11 protein-coding genes and 2 pseudogenes are annotated in these 17,550 nt (G+C 51.2%); 5 read left to right on the top strand and 8 right to left on the bottom strand.

Annotated features, from left to right (window positions below; translation table 11 throughout):
* Nucleotides 1-43: 43 nt before the first annotated feature.
* The 7 genes and pseudogenes from C7A19_RS15465 to rne all read right to left on the bottom strand — a co-directional run.
* Nucleotides 44-421 (bottom strand): annotated as a pseudogene (locus tag C7A19_RS15465) (ATP-binding cassette domain-containing protein); the annotation flags it as partial.
* Nucleotides 422-448: 27 nt separating this feature from the next.
* Entirely contained in the window at nucleotides 449-1,435 is a 987-nt protein-coding gene (locus C7A19_RS15460) for an ABC transporter ATP-binding protein (protein ID WP_077523274.1), read from the bottom strand.
* Complete coding sequence (locus C7A19_RS15455) at nucleotides 1,432-2,460, bottom strand: ABC transporter permease (RefSeq protein ID WP_069362205.1); 1,029 nt, start codon at nucleotides 2,458-2,460, stop codon at nucleotides 1,432-1,434. Before C7A19_RS15455 ends, C7A19_RS15460 begins: the two co-directional genes overlap by 4 nt.
* Nucleotides 2,457-3,449: an ABC transporter permease gene (locus C7A19_RS15450; RefSeq protein WP_116645357.1), complete on the bottom strand. Its 993-nt coding sequence runs from the start codon at nucleotides 3,447-3,449 to the stop codon at nucleotides 2,457-2,459. Before C7A19_RS15450 ends, C7A19_RS15455 begins: the two co-directional genes overlap by 4 nt.
* A gap of 83 nt (nucleotides 3,450-3,532) precedes the next feature.
* Nucleotides 3,533-5,221, bottom strand: a complete 1,689-nt coding sequence (locus C7A19_RS15445; protein ID WP_116645356.1) for an ABC transporter substrate-binding protein — start codon at nucleotides 5,219-5,221, stop codon at nucleotides 3,533-3,535.
* Nucleotides 5,222-6,136: 915 nt separating this feature from the next.
* Nucleotides 6,137-9,541 carry a response regulator gene (locus tag C7A19_RS15440; protein ID WP_235614329.1) on the bottom strand — a complete coding sequence of 1,135 codons (3,405 nt, stop codon included), beginning with the start codon at nucleotides 9,539-9,541 and terminating at the stop codon, nucleotides 6,137-6,139.
* 308 nt (nucleotides 9,542-9,849) lie between these two features.
* Entirely contained in the window at nucleotides 9,850-12,798 is a 2,949-nt protein-coding gene (gene rne, locus C7A19_RS15435; protein WP_116645358.1) for a ribonuclease E, read from the bottom strand.
* Between the two features lie 694 nt (nucleotides 12,799-13,492).
* On the opposite strand from rne, the gene rluC reads away from it, so the two are divergent.
* Both rluC and C7A19_RS15425 read left to right on the top strand, forming a co-directional pair.
* Nucleotides 13,493-14,455, top strand: coding sequence for a 23S rRNA pseudouridine(955/2504/2580) synthase RluC (rluC, locus tag C7A19_RS15430; RefSeq protein ID WP_077523278.1), 963 nt, complete (start codon nucleotides 13,493-13,495; stop codon nucleotides 14,453-14,455).
* Nucleotides 14,456-14,459: 4 nt separating this feature from the next.
* A complete protein-coding gene (locus C7A19_RS15425; protein WP_116645355.1) occupies nucleotides 14,460-15,176 on the top strand; it encodes an HAD-IA family hydrolase in 717 nt (238 codons plus the stop codon).
* A gap of 76 nt (nucleotides 15,177-15,252) precedes the next feature.
* Here C7A19_RS15425 and C7A19_RS15420 read toward each other — a convergent pair whose 3' ends face one another.
* Entirely contained in the window at nucleotides 15,253-15,846 is a 594-nt protein-coding gene (locus tag C7A19_RS15420) for a nucleoside triphosphate pyrophosphatase (protein WP_077605372.1), read from the bottom strand.
* Nucleotides 15,847-16,172: 326 nt separating this feature from the next.
* Here C7A19_RS15420 and yceD point away from each other — a divergent pair, with 326 nt between their 5' ends.
* From yceD to C7A19_RS15405, 3 genes and pseudogenes are all read left to right on the top strand, one after another.
* Nucleotides 16,173-16,703 (top strand): 23S rRNA accumulation protein YceD, encoded by a 531-nt coding sequence (gene yceD, locus C7A19_RS15415; protein ID WP_069362211.1) that lies wholly within the window; start codon nucleotides 16,173-16,175, stop codon nucleotides 16,701-16,703.
* A 5-nt stretch (nucleotides 16,704-16,708) separates the two neighbouring features.
* Nucleotides 16,709-16,879, top strand: a complete 171-nt coding sequence (gene rpmF, locus C7A19_RS15410) for a 50S ribosomal protein L32 (RefSeq protein ID WP_046075434.1) — start codon at nucleotides 16,709-16,711, stop codon at nucleotides 16,877-16,879.
* Nucleotides 16,880-16,888: 9 nt separating this feature from the next.
* A pseudogene (locus C7A19_RS15405) lies at nucleotides 16,889-17,550 on the top strand (phosphate acyltransferase); the annotation flags it as partial.

Here is a 17,550-nt window from a genome sequence, read left to right as displayed (position 1 = left end):
TTCTGTGAGAGGGATGAGGCGGCAACGCCTCACCCTACTCGATGTGGATCAATAACGGGCGCGCAATATGGTGAAATACATTATGCGTGGGATTGAGCGAGCCAAAAGGGTCTTGCCAGACCATTTGCAGGCCTTCGCGATAGCGCATTAGCTCATCACGTTTTTTAATGGTGGTAATATCGCGGCCCCGATATTCAATGCAGCCGTCGGTCGGGGCGTACATTTTTGCGATCATTTTCGCGGTGGTTGATTTGCCCGAGCCTGATTCCCCCACCACGGCAAGCCCACGGCCTTTGTACATTTTGAACGATACCTCATTGATCGCTCGCATCATGGGTTGTTTAAGGGCGTGGCTGTTGATGGGGAAATCTTTCACCACGTTTTTCCCTTCAACTAGCAATTCTCCAAAACCTGTACTCATCACTGACTTCCTCACATTGGCGCGTTATTAGACTTTTTGTTGGGCGATGGGCTCGCCGTATAGATGGCAGTTGGAATATCGGCCCGGTTCGATTTGGCGTAGCACGGTTTGGGTGGTTCGACACTGTTCGTGCACTTGCGCGCAACGTGCTTGAAAGCGGCAGCCGGTCGGGATTTCGAGCAAGTTGAGCGGATTCCCCGGAATACCCACCAGTTGACGCTTCGGCCCGGTGAGTGAGGGGAATGAGCTGCCCAGCCCTTCGGTGTAGGGGTGATACGGATTGGTGAGTACTTGTTTGGACGGCGCGACCTCAATCAGCTCGCCGGAATACATGATCCCAATCCGGTCGGAGAACTCGACCATGAGCGATAAATCATGGGTGATAAACAGAATCGAAAAGCCAAACTCTTCTTTTAACGCATAGATTTTTTGCAAGATCTCACGCTGTACCACCACGTCTAATGCGGTGGTGGGTTCGTCCATGATGATCATTTTCGGATTCAAGGCCAGCGCAATAGCTATCACTAAGCGCTGACGCATCCCGCCCGAAAACTGGTGCGGATAATCGGTCAGGCGGCTGGGATGAATATCAACAATTTCTAGCAAGCCTTGAGCCCGCTTCACCGCTTGTTTACGGGTGAGTTTGGTGTGGCGCATCAGCACATCGCAAAATTGTTCTTCGAGTGTCAGCACTGGGTTGAGGGCATTCATGGCGCTTTGAAACACCATCGACATCTCCCGCCAGCGAAAGTCGCGCATCCGAGCGTCGCTGTAATCGAGAATGTTCTCGCCGTTAAAGATGACTTCGCCGCCGGTGATAAATGCAGGTGGCTTATGCAGACGCATCAGCGAAAAGGCAACGGTGGATTTACCGCAGCCCGACTCGCCAGCCAGGCCGAATACTTCACCGGGCGCAATGTCAAAATTGACGTGATCGCAGGCTCGGACATCACCGGCATCGGTAATGTAGTCCACGCACAGGTCATGGATTGAGATAAGTGGGGTGCGACTCATGATTTATCTCCACTGATCAGCATGTGTTCGGCAACGGGATTCTCGTCGCGGGCTTTCTTTTCTTGTTGGCTGAGTTTTTTCCAGCGCTTCATCCCTTTTTGCGCACGTAATTGCGGGTTGGCAATTTCATCCACCGCGAAGTTGAGTAACGCAAGCCCTGTCACCAGTAAGGTCAGCGCAATACAAGGCGCGAGCAGCTCCCACCAAGCGCCGATCAGCATGGATGACGAGGTTTGTACGTTGTATAGCATGATCCCCCAGCTGATGGTGTTGGGATCGCCAAGGCCCAAGAAAGAGATAATGGACTCCATGGCAATGGCATACATCACCGAGCCAATAAAGCTGGCACCAACAATGGGCACGAGGTTAGGCAAGATCTCGACAAAGGTGATACGAAAGCGCGATTCACCCAGCACTTCGGCGGCTTTCACGAACTCTTTTTCGCGCAGGGCAAGGGTTTGCGAGCGAACCACCCGTGCGCCCCACGCCCAGGATGTACAGCCAATAATGATGGCGATCGTCAGCGGTCCAGCTTCGCCGATAAACGCGGCGAGCACGAACAAGAGTGGGTATTGCGGGATCACCAACATAATGTTCATCGCGGCGGTGAGCACATCGTCAACCCAACCGCCTAAATAGCCGGCGGTAATACCAATTAAAGTGGCGAGCACACACACGGTGATCCCTGCCCCAAAACCCACCGCTAACGAAACACGGGCACCATGTACCAACTGTGACCAGACATCACGGCCCATACGGGTAGTGCCAAGGACATGTTCAGCGTCTTTTGACATCAATAAGGTACGGCGGTGATCGGCTAAGTGCGTGGCGACCCAGCCGTCTGGGTTGGCTTGTGCGGCTTTAACCACAAAGCTTGGGTATTCATGTGGGTTACCGGTGCGTTTATCAGGTGCATGCTGGCTTAGCAATGGGGCGAATATCGCCATTAAGATAAATAAGCCGACAATAATGGAGCCCGCGCGCGCGATTTTGTTGCGCACGATAAGCGTGAGGAGATCTTTCATGATTCTTTCCCTCCTGTTCGCAGGCGTGGGTCAAGCACCACGTACAGCATGTCAGCAATTAAGTTAAACGAGAGCATAAACAAGGTCATAATCAGCAGCTGGCCTTGTAGGACTTGATAGTCACGCGCGTTGATCGCATTCAAAAGCACTGAGCCAAGGCCGGGGTAGTTAAAAATGATTTCCACAATCAGTTGGCCCCCGATGGCAATACCTAGCGACATTGATAGCGCGGTGACACTGGGCAAGAGCGCGTTCCGCGCCGCATAGTTAAACACCACGCGGTTTTCACTTAACCCTTTGCCGCGAGCCATGGTGATGTAGTCTTCCGCAAGCAGGTTAATCATGTTGTTACGCATGTTGACCAAAAAGCCGCCGACTTGAATGATGGAGGCACAAAAAAGCGGGAGTACGGCGTGATAGGCCACATCTTTAATAAAGGTCCAGCTGGTCCAGTCGGGAGTAACACCCGGCGTGTAGGCGTATCCGGTTGGAAACCATTTCAACCCAATCGCGAAAATAAACAGCGCGAGCATCGCAATGACCACTTGCGGTACCGCTTGGATAATTAACATGCCTGGGGTGATCACGGCATCGTATGTCCCGCCGCGCTTCCAAGCGGCAAAAATGCCTAAAATCGAGCCTAACGAGAAAGATAACAGCACCGCACTGCCGGCGAGAAACAGCGACCAGCCAAAGGCTTTGCCCAGCAGCTCGTTTACCGACAGCGGATAAAATTGGATGGAGGTGCCTAAATCCCAGCTCAGCACGTTTTTCATGTAGGTGAAATACTGCATATAGAGTGGGCCATCGACGAAGCCCAGCAGTTGTTTCATTGCCTCAATCCGCTCTGGGGTGACTTGCACCGAGGCGTTGGCAAACATCATGGTGACAGGATCACCGGGCATGGCACGAGGAATAATAAAATTGAGTGTTGCTGCCACTAAAAGGGCAATCATGTAAAAAGTTAGCCGTCGGAAAAAATAACCCATAACCCACACCTTACGCAGCGAAGTGGTGATGTTCGTGGTGTGAACATCGAGGAAAAGCGGGCGCGCAAGGCGCCCGATATTGGTTACTGAACGGGCTTAAGGTCCAGCACATGAAGAAGACGCTCAGGAATGCCGGCCCAGATAGAGGGGCGACCTTTCGGATTGTCTTCGTTCCACCAACCGGTGAAGCGGGTTGTGTTGTATTGATACATTTGTGCGCCAGAAAGTACCGGAATGGTGACCTGATCCTTGGCGATAATCGCTTGGATTTGGTGGGCAATTTCTAGCTGCTCAGCTTTATCCGCGGTTTTGTAGAAGCTGTCTAACAGCTTGTCGAGCTCGGCATTTTGGTAGTAATGCATCGCGAACCGCGGCATGCCATCCCCTTCCTGTAGGTTGGAGTTATACGCGCTATTCCAATAGGTATAAGGATCAGCACCATGGAAGTAGTTGGTGTAAGCGACGTCGTAATCGGCTTCGAGCATGGCTTGGCGGTATACTGAGAAGTCTGGGGTACGTGCCTTGGCTTTGATACCGGCCTCGGCAAGTTGCTCAACCGCAAGCTGAACGGTGTTGTTGAAGTCGGTCCAGCCATTGGGGGATTGGATCTCGAGCTCAAACGATTTGCCTGACGGGGTTTCAACAAAGCCATCGCCGTCTTGATCTTTAAAACCGGCTTTGGCGAGCAGTGCTTCGGCGCCGTCTAGATCGTATGTATTGTATTGACGATATTTCTCATGCACCGCTTCGTCGGACCAAGACTCAAAGGCATAACCTAAGCCAGACGCAAAGTCGTTCACCGTACCACCACCATAAAAGGCGATATCAATGATGGTTTGACGGTCTAGCGCCATCGAAAATGCGCGACGGAAGTCGACATTCGTCAGCGCTTCACGCTTGGCAGGATCAGGGTCATTAAAATTGACCATAAAAGCTTGGGTGCCGGCGGCAGGATACCAATAGTGATGGTTTGGATTGGCCGCGGCATAGGTGCGATCAATGTCAGGAATAAACGATGAGGTCCAGTCCATTTCGCTGTTGATCACCTTGCTCAAAAACTGGTCGTTATTGGCAATTTGTGGTACGCGCAGACAGTCAACATCGAGGTTGTCGTTATCCCAATAATACGGGTTACGACATTGAATATAGAGCTGAGAGGTGAAGGTATCGATAGTGGTGAAGGGACCAGAGCCTACCGGATTTTCATTGGTGTAAGAGGCAGGCTCTTCAACATTTTTCCAGACATGCTCGGGTACCACAGGTACTTTCACAATTTCGTAGGGTACATTGGAGTTTGCCTCAGTGAGCTCAAAGCGGACGGTATAGTCGTCGACCTTTTTCACATCATCAACCCATTGGTTAATGCCAGATTGATCCAATTCAGGGTGGTTTTTGACCAAATCAAACGAATACACCACATCATCAGCGGTATAGGCTTCACCGTCTGACCATTTCACGTCTTTACGAAGGGTGAAGGTGACACTTTTCAGATCATCCGCCATTTCATAGCCGCTCGCGAGACGAAAGACAGGCTGGTTGCCTTTCATTTCGTTAAACACCACCAAGGGCTCATAAACGAAATCAGTCGTGGTGTGCAGGTAGGTGGCGCCAAGGAAAGGGTTGAAGTTACGGACAAAGGTATTGAATTCTTTCGGGTGGATAGTGAGCTCACTGCGCTCGGCGGCACTGACGCCAGCACTTGCGCTCAGCGCACCGATAATTGCAGAGGCAAGTAGGGTCTTGCTGGCAATTCTAATGTTACTCGAAAACATAGCCATTCCTTACTGTTGCTTTCAGTTCACGTGATGGATAGTGATGAACTCGTTGCTAACAACCTTCACGAGCTCAAGCTTACTGTGTTGCCGACCCTTACGTTGTGATTATGGATGGGATGACCCAAGGGATACTTGTTGTACTAGGCCAGCAAACACCCTCACTAAGCCCAAGTTAAGCGAAGGCTGCAATGTGAATAATCGTTAAAACCGTAAAAAAGCGCGACGTTGACGTTATTTTTGTTAAAAAAAACAGCCCCAAAGGTCGTTACGCTCAAAAGATGATCACGACTCACTACCGGTAACGACCTTGGATGGGATTTTAATGGCATTAAAATCATTAGGTTATGGTTATTTTTCTTTTGGGTGATACATGTCACACACCAAAACGCTCTTATTTTTCACCAAGAAAAATCATCGGTTGTTTTGTTGTGACAAGTCGCGCATTTCTGAGTTATATCCGACATAAAAGGGGATTTTTGCTAAGAAGTATTGCGATTGAAATAAGGTTGGTTCGCAAAGATTATTAATGAGCGATTTTAGCTCGTCAGTCAGAGGACAGGCACATTTGTGTCCATTAGTGTCAGTAGACGCACGTCTGAGATCCGCCAATAACCCCCCAATGGGACAGTCACCGGGATTTGCTCCGAGGTTTGCTCACTTATTTCGATGCGCCTGTCCTGATAGGGGGTTAAAAGTGTCTGTCCCAATTGGAATAAGGAAATATGATAGTGAGAACAGACACTTTATTGGTGACAGTGATAGATTAGAGATATCGGGGACAGGAGATATCGGGGACAGGCACCTAATGACTAAGGAGCCTGTCCTAGTAAGGGTAAAAGTGCCTGTCCCCAAAAGGGTAAAAGTGCCTGTCCCCAAAAGGGAAGGCACTTTATTGCAGTGGTGGGTGTGTTGCTAGTCGTCTAGCAGTAGCTGGCGAAGTTGTTGGTAATAGGACTCCAGCTGAGTGCGGGTCGGACTGCGTTTATCGCAATGATCGAGGATAAAGCGAATGGAGCTCAGCACGGTGCGCCACCGCGGGGTTTTTGGCAGGGTTTCGATGAGCAGGTACTTATCCAGTGTGCGGGTTTGTAAGCTACTACGGTCAAGGTAGACGCGCCAAAGACCACTTTGCTCGGCAAAATCGAATTTGCTTTTGCCTGTGGCTTCTTCCCAGTAATCTAAGCTGGCTACCATGGCATCAACAATTAGCTGTCTACGTGTGTTGGTTTTATCTTGCTGTTGGTGTTGCGCTTTTTCCGCAAGGGCTTCAAATTCCCCGCCCATCGCTTTAAGCGTTTCAAGTTGGCGCGAGTCTCCGCCTAATGCGTAGCCAGATAAGGCTTCGATGGCGCTTTCTAGACTCTGTATACGAGACTGAGACACGGGCGCGTCTGTGTTGATGACATACAGGCTATCAATGTCAGACTCGGTTGGAAAACGCAGCAGCATACCGTCAACGTCTTGGGGTTGTCCTTCAATATAAATGGTCAGTGGGCCTTGATAGCGCTCCATATGATTGGCCTGCTCGGGCGCTTTCACTAAGGCTTGACCGTGCATCCGTTTTACCTCGTCCTGTTCACGCCCAAATAAGGAGGCTGCCGCTTGGTTAACAAAGCGAACCTGGCCATCTCTTCGCATACCTAACATGGCTTCAGGGGCGAGAGAGAGCTGTGAAATCAACCAAGACTGGGTTTCAAGTAGGCTGGCTTGTTGGCGAGCACTTTGTTCAAGTGCCTGCTCGAGGCGTTGGTTTTCTTGGCGGCGTTGTTCCGCTTGGCTGGCGGCAAGATGTGTGGCTATCCGTGCGGCAAGCTCTCTTTTGTCAAAGGGCTTACAGAGGTAATCATTGGCGCCGACCTCAAAGCCATAGATGCGATCATCAGGCTGATTTAAGGCGGTCAGCATGATAATCGGAAGGGCAGCATGGTCAAAGCGCTCTCGCAGCTGCTCGCAGACCTCGAACCCACTCATGCCGGGCATGAGCACGTCGAGTAAGATGAGATCTGGCTTTGTGGTGGCGATATGATCAATCGCTGTGCGCCCATCGCTTGCTGTATTGACCTGATAGCCTTCAATATTTAGAAAGCTGGTGAGTACTTGTTGATTGGTGGGCTCATCATCGACGACTAAAATATGTAACCCGTTGTTCTTGCTACTTTGTTCAACGGCTTCCGAAGCGGCGTGAACGAGCGCCTCTCTCGTGTCATCTTGATGAATGTGCTGGGTAGAGAAGGCGGTAAGCTCGGTGCTCAACACCGGGGGCTCATCGACACGCGGAAGGGTGAAGCTAAAGGTGGTGCCCACTTGTGGCTGGCTGCTGACGTAAAGCTGGCCGCCCATCAGCTCGACAAGTTGACGACTGATGGAGAGGCCAAGACCTGCGCCGTGTTGATAATGATAGTGGCTACTTACTGCTTGTGCAAGCGGCTCAAAAACGGTACTTAACTGTTCTGCGGGGATCCCTTTACCCGTGTCAACCACTTGGATGCGAACGCGATCGTCCAAGGTGTCGGCGCTAATAACAATCTTACCCGCATCGGTGAACTTAATCGCATTTCCCAGTAAATTGTACATAACTTGCTCAAGGCGTTGGGGATCTGCGTGTACCCAGATTGGCGTGTCGCTGAGCTGATTAATGATGTTTAGCGGCTTATCTTTTTTAAGGTGCTTGGCGAGTGACAGCACAAGCTGAGTGATGGCATTGAGGTTGACAGGGCCTTGCTCCAAGTCTAATTGCCCATAGCGCATTTTGTGGTAGTCCAAGAGGTCATCGACCAGCTTGGCCAAGCGCTGGCCGCTGTTGACGATAATCGACAGTTGATACTGATGGTCGCGACTAATCGGACCGTTCGCACCGTCAATCAGTGCCTCGGCAATCCCTATCATGCCGTGTAATGGGGTGCGAAGTTCATGAGAGGTGGTGGCCAAGAATTCATCTTTCAGCTTGTTGGCGACATGCAGCTCTTCATTCTGAGCACGTATGGTGGTGATGTTAGCTTCTAAGGTCTGATTCTGCTGGCGGATTAAGTCTAGTTTTTCGCGAATGGCATGGCGCATACGGGCAAAGCTCACCGCCAAACGCCCGATTTCATCACGACGACGCGTGTGGTGGATTTGGGTATCAAGGTCACCCGCACTGACTTTTTCGGCCGCCCATGTAAGCTGAAGCAGTGGGCGAGTAATAAAGTTGGACATATAGTGCGAGGCAATCACCACCGCGAGAATCGCAAGTAACATGGCGACGATAAAAAGCTGTTGTAGCTGGTGGATACGTACGTAGGCCACTTGCGTGGGGACTTCAGCCACGAGTCCCCATTTCAGACCGTGGGTGCGAATGGGGGTGTAAGCGGCGAGCACGGTTTGGCCTGACTGGGTTTGATAGCGGGTGACACCCGTTTCTCCGGCTATGGCTTTTTCTATGGCAGGCGTGTTACTGATCAGCTGACTTTTGCTGGTTAAATGCGCTCGAGTCTTGCCATCATCGCCGACGAGGTGTGTTTCAATCGCATTGGTTTCTCTAGGAGCCACCAGCTTAGTAAGGGCATGGTTAGGAAGCCGGAACAGCGCGTAGCTATGCAGATACCCTTGCTGAATAATAGGGGCGCCAAGCCATGCCACCGGGGCGTCGGTCTCTTCAGCGGAAAAGTCGGAGATAATCACCTTGGGGGGCGGATCTAACTTCCCTTTTGTTTGTTGCGTTTGCTGTTTCAGGGCCGCGAACGTCTGCCCTAATCGTGCATTACGATGCGGGTCTGAGAGTAAGTTAGTGCCAAAGTTGCCCAGCTTTTTCACCGAATAGGTGACGTTGCCTTGCTTGTCGACCAAGAGTAAGTCGTCAAAATCGGCGCGAGCGATCAAAGCTTGATAAGCGCGGTGATAGCGTTTATGGAGCAGCCGATAACGCTCGGTGGCGGAATAATGGGGATCGTCCTTGGGCACAGGCGTTTTAACCCTTTCACCGGATCCAAGATAATAGCGACGTTGCGCGTAGTCACGTGCCGCGTCGATGTTTGGTCGTAGTCGCTGAAACGCATTGACCAAACCATAAAAATGACCACCACTGGCATAGGCGAGCTCCGAGGCGACAAACCCAAGGACTTCCGCCTCTTTGGCAGCAAAATAATCGTTGACTTGCTGTTGCTTACTGTCGCGAACCGATAAAAGGTGTGCTGTGCTTTGCTCTTGGAGATCTTGGCTATGGGCGTTGAGAAAAAACAAAGCGACCACGATGAGAGGGAGGAGACTCAGTAGCAGAAAGGCCAGCATCAAGGTGTGATGGAGGCGTTTAAATGGGTAAGCAGTAAACAAGGATTTCATAAGCAACAGCATCTTCCCTACAGCAACTTGCCAATATCGTGGCCGGTATGTTGGCCCCCGATGAGTCTGTATCTCTGGCGAAAAGAGTTGGGTGTCGTGTGACGACACGACAATCACCTTATGCCTGACGTTACTGAGTTTTTTTTCTTTGACAAGGAAGTCGCGATGGAAGCGTGTGGATCGACGCACTTTTCCGTGTATCGCTGCAAGATTGCGTATGTTTTGCCCACGTGATTGCATGGAACAACGGTCAAATAAAAAGGCCTCGACAGATGCCGAGGCCTTTAGCATTCCGAAGGTAAACGGAATTAGTGCTGAGGTTTGGTCGCCGGTGCGTAGGCAGATGCACGTGCCTCGGCGCTACCTGCTGCTTTCGCTGCTGCGTTTGGCGCTTTAAAGGCAGCGATGGCCACCGGGCTGTGATCAACTGGTTCGTTCGGTGCCGGTGCTTTCATCATCGGTGATGTCGCTCGGCGGTATTGAATCGTTGCCGTCGGGGCATTGATTTCCGCTTCGCGCTCAATCACTTTCTCGGTCACCAAATCGACCTCTGAGTCTTGCTCAGGGGTTGCCGTTGGCGCGTCTGTCATCGCGACATTTGGCATCGCATCGACCACCGGTGTTGCTTGGCTTTGTGCCGGTTGTGGCGCTGGTTCAGAGGCACTTGTCGAAGCCATCGGTTGGGTCGACACTGACTCTGTCTCCTCCGATTTAGCTTGCATGATAATGACTTTACCCATGGCCATTTCTGGACGGGCAACACCACTGACGATAGCCTTACTGTTTTGGCGCTTGTCTTGGCGGCGACGGTCTTGTTTGACTTTCACCGGCTGCTCTGCCGACCACACCTTGCCCATCGCCATTTCGGGTGACGCCATACCGGTAGTCAGCGGCATTGGACTTTTCACCATTGGACGGCGACGACGACGCTGCCCACTGGCGCGAAGGTGGCGCGGTGAGCGACGGTTACGGCGCTTGTCTTGCTGACCTTCTTTCTTGGCATTATCAGGCTGCTGTTTGGCTTGTTGTGCCACTTCCGCCCCGACCTGTTGCAAGTCTTTGCTTTGATCAGGTGTAGCGTCTGTAGTGGTTTGCGCCTCCGCATTGTCTTTGTTGATACGGACACTGCGATTTAGCTTACGACGTTGACGGCGTTGTTTAACCTGTTCGGTCTTCTCTGTCTTTTGATCGGGTTGCTTATTACTTTTATCCGCTTTGTCAGCCTGTGGCTTGGTTGCCTTAGCGTCGTCCTGCGCCGCAGGCTTTTTCGCTTTGTCGTTGCGGTTATCGTTACGGGTTTTCTTCCCTTTACGATTATTATCGCGGCGTTCTTCTTGCGGCTTATTCTGGCGGCGTTGTTTATTGTTCCGTCCACGTTCACCGTTGTTGCTATCACTTTGCTCGTCGCGGTTTTGTGGCTTGTTATGGCTACGTGATTTGTTGCGCTGGCTGTGTGATGGCTTCTGGCTTTTCTCCGTCTGAGCTGGCTCAGGTTGGGCGGCAGGCTGTGACGATGAAGCGGTTGCTGCATCATCAGCGGGCGCGGCAAACAAGCGCGAGAAGAATTGACTCACTTTGGCGAACAGGCCTGGTTGGGTTGTCGCTGTTGGCTCATCGGTTGGCGCAGCCGCTTTGGTTGCACTGGGTGCTGGCGAGCTTGGCGCTGCAAATCCCTGTAATACAGGCTCTTCACGTTTTTTCGCTGGACGCGCTTGTTGTGGCTCTTCGCGCGCTTCTACTTCCTTGAGCGCATCAATCTGGCTAGGCAACTGATAGGACAGGTTGGCCATTTCTTCACCGCCGCGGACGCGAACCACATCAAAGTGTGGCGTCTGCATGTCGGCATTGGGTACCACGACCACTTTGACATTGTGGTATTTCTCAATGTGCTGAACCGAGCGGCGCTTTTCGTTAAGCAGGTAAGAAGCGACGGGGACCGGGACGATACCCAATACTTGCGCCGTATTTTCTTTCATTGCTTCTTCTTCCATCAGACGAAGAATCGACAATGACAGTGACTCGTTGTCACGAATCACACCGGTGCCTTTACAACGCGGGCAAATATGATGACTGGCTTCTGCCAATGACGGGCTGAGGCGCTGACGTGACATTTCCAGCAAACCAAAGCGTGAAATACGGCCGATTTGTACCCGTGCACGGTCCATGCGGACAGAGTCACGCAATTTGTTCTCCACCTCGCGTTGGTGGCGGACAGGCGTCATATCGATGAAGTCGATCACGACCAAGCCACCTAAGTCACGCAGACGCAATTGGCGGGCAATTTCTTCTGCTGCTTCGATGTTGGTTTGCCGCGCCGTCTCTTCAATATCACTGCCTTTGGTGGCTCGGGCAGAGTTGATATCGATTGAGGTCAGGGCTTCGGTTGGATCAATGACAATCGAGCCACCTGAGGGTAAGCGCACTTCGCGTTGGAAGGCAGATTCGATCTGACTTTCAATCTGATAGTGGCTAAATAGCGGCACTTCACCTTCGTAAAACTTGATGCGGCTGACAAAGTCAGGACGAACCAGCTTGATGTGCTCTTGCGCGCGTTGGAAGACCTTCTCACTGTCAATCAAGATCTCACCGATATCACGGCGCAAATAGTCACGGATCGCACGGGCAATCACGTTACTTTCTTGATGGATAAGGAAAGGCGCAGGGTTGGCGTTAGCTGCCTCTTTCACCGCTTGCCAATGATTGAGCAGCACTTTCAAGTCCCACTCAAGCTCTTCGGCCGATTTACCCACACCTGCGGTGCGTACAATCAAGCCCATCCCTTGCGGCAGTTCGAGGCCAGACATGGCTTCTTTAAGCTGGCTGCGCTCTTCTCCCTCAATGCGACGAGAAATCCCGCCAGCACGTGGGTTGTTTGGCATTAATACCAAATAGCTACCCGCAAGCGACACAAACGTTGTCAGGGCGGCCCCTTTATTGCCGCGCTCTTCTTTGTCTACTTGGACAATCACTTCCTGGCCTTCTTTCACCACATCTTTGATGTTTGGACGGCCTTGATAGGTATAACCGGAAGGGAAGTATTCGCGAGCGATTTCTTTTAGAGGGAGAAAACCGTGTCTTTCGGCGCCGTAATCAACAAATGCCGCTTCCAGGCTAGGTTCGATACGGGTAATGCGTCCTTTGTAGATATTCGCTTTTTTTGACTCATGGCCAGGACTCTCGATATCGAGGTCGTATAGCCGTTGACCGTCGACCAATGCGACGCGCAACTCTTCTTTCTGAGTTGCGTTAATCAACATTCTTTTCATCTGATTGTTCTCATTTATTTATCGTTGTTATTAGCGGTTGATGACGAGAGCAGTCGTCAATGCTGCCTGACCCCAAGTCTGATATGGTGCAGCCTCCCGGCTGGAGAAAATCAGGGGTGCGCTCGGGCAAGTTTTAATCGGCCAGCTGCAACGGTTTTTATGGCTCACCGGATTACGCAGTTGGCGTCCGCCGTTTTTACCGATGGCGGAGAGCTCTGACACTGACTAACGGTCTCGTGTCAACACACTAAACGGGTGCTTTTGGTTTACGTCTTACGCCAATTGCCGCGTAACGCCTTAAAAGCATTCGGAATTATGGTTCTTTTACGGATGTCACCGCATACAGCTATCGCTTGATGGATTCATCGCAGACTCAGCTTTTTATCGAAAAATGCATGTTCCGCTGATGAAGTCGCTGTCACAGGCGATAAACTGTGTTTCAGATAAGCGTTTGCTTTTCTGATTAACGCCGCAACTATAGCAGGGAGACTAAAGTCCAGCAATCGGCTTTATTCGCTTATGTTGTCTTGGTAGTAAAACCGCGCAGATGTGGTGTTTTTTTGCACGATGATGCCTTTGTGCTGCTCGCGGCAATGGGGGCGAGCACAGCCCGTCGCTGTGCTGGGTAAGAGGTAACTTGCCGTAGCAGGTGCATGTCGCTGTGCTTAGCGGTAGAATGAAGGTTATGACAGAACAAAAAACCCAAGTGCGATTCATCGACATCGATGACGACATCGCCGGCCAACGTATCGACAATTTTCTGCGAAATCAGCTGAAAAACGTCCCCAAAAGTATGATTTATCGCGTGCTTCGTAAAGGAGAAGTGCGAGTTAATAAAAAACGCATAAAACCAGAGTATAAGCTGCAAGCCGGAGATGTGGTGAGGGTGCCTCCCATCCGCCTTCCAGAGCGCGATGAGAAAGCTGCCCCCAGTACCAAATTAGACAAAGTGGCTGCGCTTGAGCATTGCATTATTTATGAAGATGACCACCTACTTGTGCTCAATAAGCCTTCGGGTACCGCGGTGCACGGGGGAAGTGGGCTACAATTTGGCGCGATAGAGGCAATGCGCGCACTGCGTCCCAAAGCGCGCTTTTTGGAGCTGGTGCACCGGATTGATAGAGACACCTCCGGGATCTTATTGATTGCTAAAAAACGGTCTGCGTTGCGCCATCTGCAAGCGCAATTTCGCGAAAAAACGGTACGCAAAGACTATTATGCCTTGGTGATGGGCAAATGGCCGACTAAACAGCGCAAAGTCACGGCACCTTTACTGAAAAATGAGGTGAACAGTATTGTGCGTGTCAATTCAAAGGGGAAGCCGTCGGAAACCCGTTTTAAAGTGCTTGAGAGCTTTGCTGAAGCAACCTTAGTGCAAGCAAGCCCTGTGACCGGGAGAACGCATCAGATTCGTGTGCATGCTCAGTATATGGGTCACCCGTTGGCGTGGGACGACCGCTATGGCGATCCCCGTTTTGATGCGTATACCAAGTCGTTTGGCTTGGATCGTTTATTTTTACATGCGGCCACCATCTGCTTCCGACACCCGAACAAGGATGAAAGCATGACGCTCAATGCACCGATGGAGCCCAAGCTTGAGCGGGCGCTTGAGGGACTACGGGCAAAGACCGCATCATCTAGAGGTTAAATACATGACTGTCGAATTACCGCTTACATCTGCTTGGCAATCTGGCGAAAGCCAGATCAGCCAAACGTCGCATTCAGTGCTTGCTCCATACTCATTGTTGATCTTTGACTGGGATGGCACTGTGATGGATTCGATTGGGCGCATTGTCTCCAGCCTGGATGCGGCGGCTCGTTTGACAGGGCAACTACCCATTTTACCTCCTGAGCGTTTGCAAACCATGATTGGCCTGAGTTTAGAAAAAGGTTATCAACGACTTTACCCTGATGCAGATCCAACATGGTATGGCGATTGGATTCACCACTATCGCCAACAGTTTGTGCGCGATAACCCGACGCCGTGTCAGCTATACCCTGGCGTGAAAGACACCCTTATGTCTCTAAAAGCGCAGGGGTTTCAATTGGCGGTGGCAACCGGGAAATCACGCGCTGGGCTTGATCGGGCGATGGCCGAGACGGGAACTCAGGATTTGTTTTCGGTGACGCGATGCGCCGATGAAACGGCTTCTAAGCCGGATCCTCAAATGTTGGATGAAGTGTTAGCGCATACAGGCATGCCACGGGATAAAGCGCTGATGATTGGCGATACCGGGCATGATATGCAACTAGCCATCAATGCGAATATGGCAAGGCTCGCGGTTACTTGGGGCGTAGAAGACTCTGCCAGCCTTTCGACGTTCGATCCCGTTGCGGTATTAAACAGCCTAAATGAGCTGGTGAGCTAATTGGTCGCTTTGATTGTGCTTAAGTTGCGTGCTGGTAAGGTTGCAACTACGTGTGCGCTGATGATGAGTTAGCGCATTAAATAACTGAGATACCCTCCTTTTCTAGCATTTCACGCAAGCGTATTAACGGCAGACCAACAAGGGTATTCGGATCGCGTCCGTGCATCGCATTGAAAAGGGCAATGCCCAAACCTTCACATTTAAAGCTGCCAGCACAATCTAGCGGCAGTTCTTTGTCGATATAACGAATAATTTCTTGTTCGCTTAGCTCACGAAAATCGACATGAAAGGGTTCAACGTCCGATTGATGCTCCCCCGTGTCACTATTTATCAATGCAATCCCTGTATAAAAGGTGACTTGTTTGCCGCTTGCGCGTTTTAGCTGTTCGATCGCCACCTCTCGCTCATGCGGCTTGCCTAACACCTCCTCGTCAATTACACACACTTGGTCTGAACCGATAATGAGCGCATTATCGAATAGCGGCATCCCCGCCATGGCCTTTTCGAGTGCCAAGCGTTCAACCATGTCAGTCGCACGCTCGTGCTCCTGCCGACTTTCGTCAATGGCAGGAGAGAAGGCCGTGAAAGGCAGCGCAAACTTTTTAAAGATAGACTGACGATAGGGAGAACTTGAGGCCAGCACAATTTTTGGTGGTTGTGTGGAGTGCATGAGCGATCCTTCTTTCTTGCGCGCAGAGTTAGATTTGACCAAAAAACAACCCGCATCGGTGATTGTTTATTTCCAACTCTCAGTCTAACCTGAAAAAATGGTAGGCGCGACTTTGAGTCGGGCAAAGCCGTAGCGGTGTGCCTAGCTGGCTGATTGACGGCGGTGAAAGGGTGGGTTTTCATTGTTGCCGGTACGAATGGACAAAGCACCAGCGGCATCCCGATCACCGATGGAATGTGCGCTTTTGTCGCTATCACCCTTTCGCGCCTGACACAGGCAACATTTTCTTTGACTCCAGCGCATTTGGAGGCTAATATTCGCGCCCTATGCAGAAGGTAAAGCTACCGCTGACGGTTGATCCGTTCCGTTGTGCACAAAAGCAGCTTGACTATGATGGTCTTGTAGACAAGCAGCGTTTAGTGCGTCTCGGTGAGGCAACCCAAAGCATCGATAGTGATGCGGAAGTGATGCTTTCGTTCGACATTGACGCCCAAGGGCTCAAAACGGTCACCGGTCGTGCGACCGTCACAGTGAGTCTTGAGTGTCAACGTTGTTGGGAGCCATTTTCATATCGCTATGAAACTGAATTCGTTTATAGCCCGGTTTTCAATGATGACCAGGTTGGCAATTTACCGGATGCTTATGAGCCGGCATTAGTCGACGAAAACGGTGAGATTGATCTGATTCAATTAGTCGAAGACGAGTTGATTGTGGCCTTGCCACAAGTCGCCATGCACGAAGACACCGACTGTAAAGTTAGTGCAGAGAACATGGTGTATGGGGAAATCCCACTTGCTGATGAGCGTCCAAATCCGTTTGCCGTACTAAAAAACTTAAAGCAAAGTAACGAGGAGTAGGGTCAATGGCCGTACAAAAGAACCGTAAAACCCGTTCTAAGCGTGGTATGCGTCGTTCACACGATGCACTGGGTACTCAAGCTGTATCTGTAGACAAAACTAGCGGTGAAACTCACCTGCGTCATAACATGACGGCAGATGGTTTCTATCGCGGCCGCAAGGTTATCAACAAGTAAGGTTGACCCTTGACTCGGTTAACCATTGCACTCGATGCGATGGGCGGGGATTTCGGTCCCCAAGTCACAGTGCCTGCCTCCGTGCAGGCATTGTCACGTTTTGCGGACCTAAACGTGATCCTAGTGGGCGACGAGCACCACATTAAGGCGTCACTGAACCAGCTCAATGCCCAGCATCATTCCCGATTATCTATCGTCCATGCCCCGGACGAGATCCCTAATGATATGCGTCCGTCTACGGCGCTGCGCCGCAGCCATGGCACGTCTATGCGCGTAGCACTGGAAAAGGTGGCCAGTGGTGAGGCGGATGCGTGTGTGAGTGCAGGGAACACCGGGGCACTAATGGCGTTATCCAAGTACTTGCTCAAGCTCTTGCCTGGCATTGATCGTCCCGCCCTCGTAACAGCCTTACCAGGCGCCAATTATCAACGTAAATGGTTGCTGGATTTAGGTGCCAATGTGGCCTGTGATGCCGATACCTTATTCCAATTCGCGGTGATGGGCGCGGTGTTAGCGGAGGCTGAGTTAGGCCATACCCCGCGTATCGGCCTATTAAATATTGGTGAGGAAGCGATCAAAGGCAATGATTTGGTGCGTCGCTGTGCTGATCTCTTGCAGCACAGTGAGTCCGTGCGTTACACCGGCTACGTAGAGGGCGACCAGATCTACAC

It is taken from the genome of Salinivibrio sp. HTSP, from assembly GCF_003390965.1.
Taxonomy (GTDB): Bacteria; Pseudomonadota; Gammaproteobacteria; order Enterobacterales; family Vibrionaceae; genus Salinivibrio; species Salinivibrio kushneri.
Note: the sequence above shows the minus strand (reverse complement) of the source record. Positions and strands in the feature narration are given on the sequence as shown.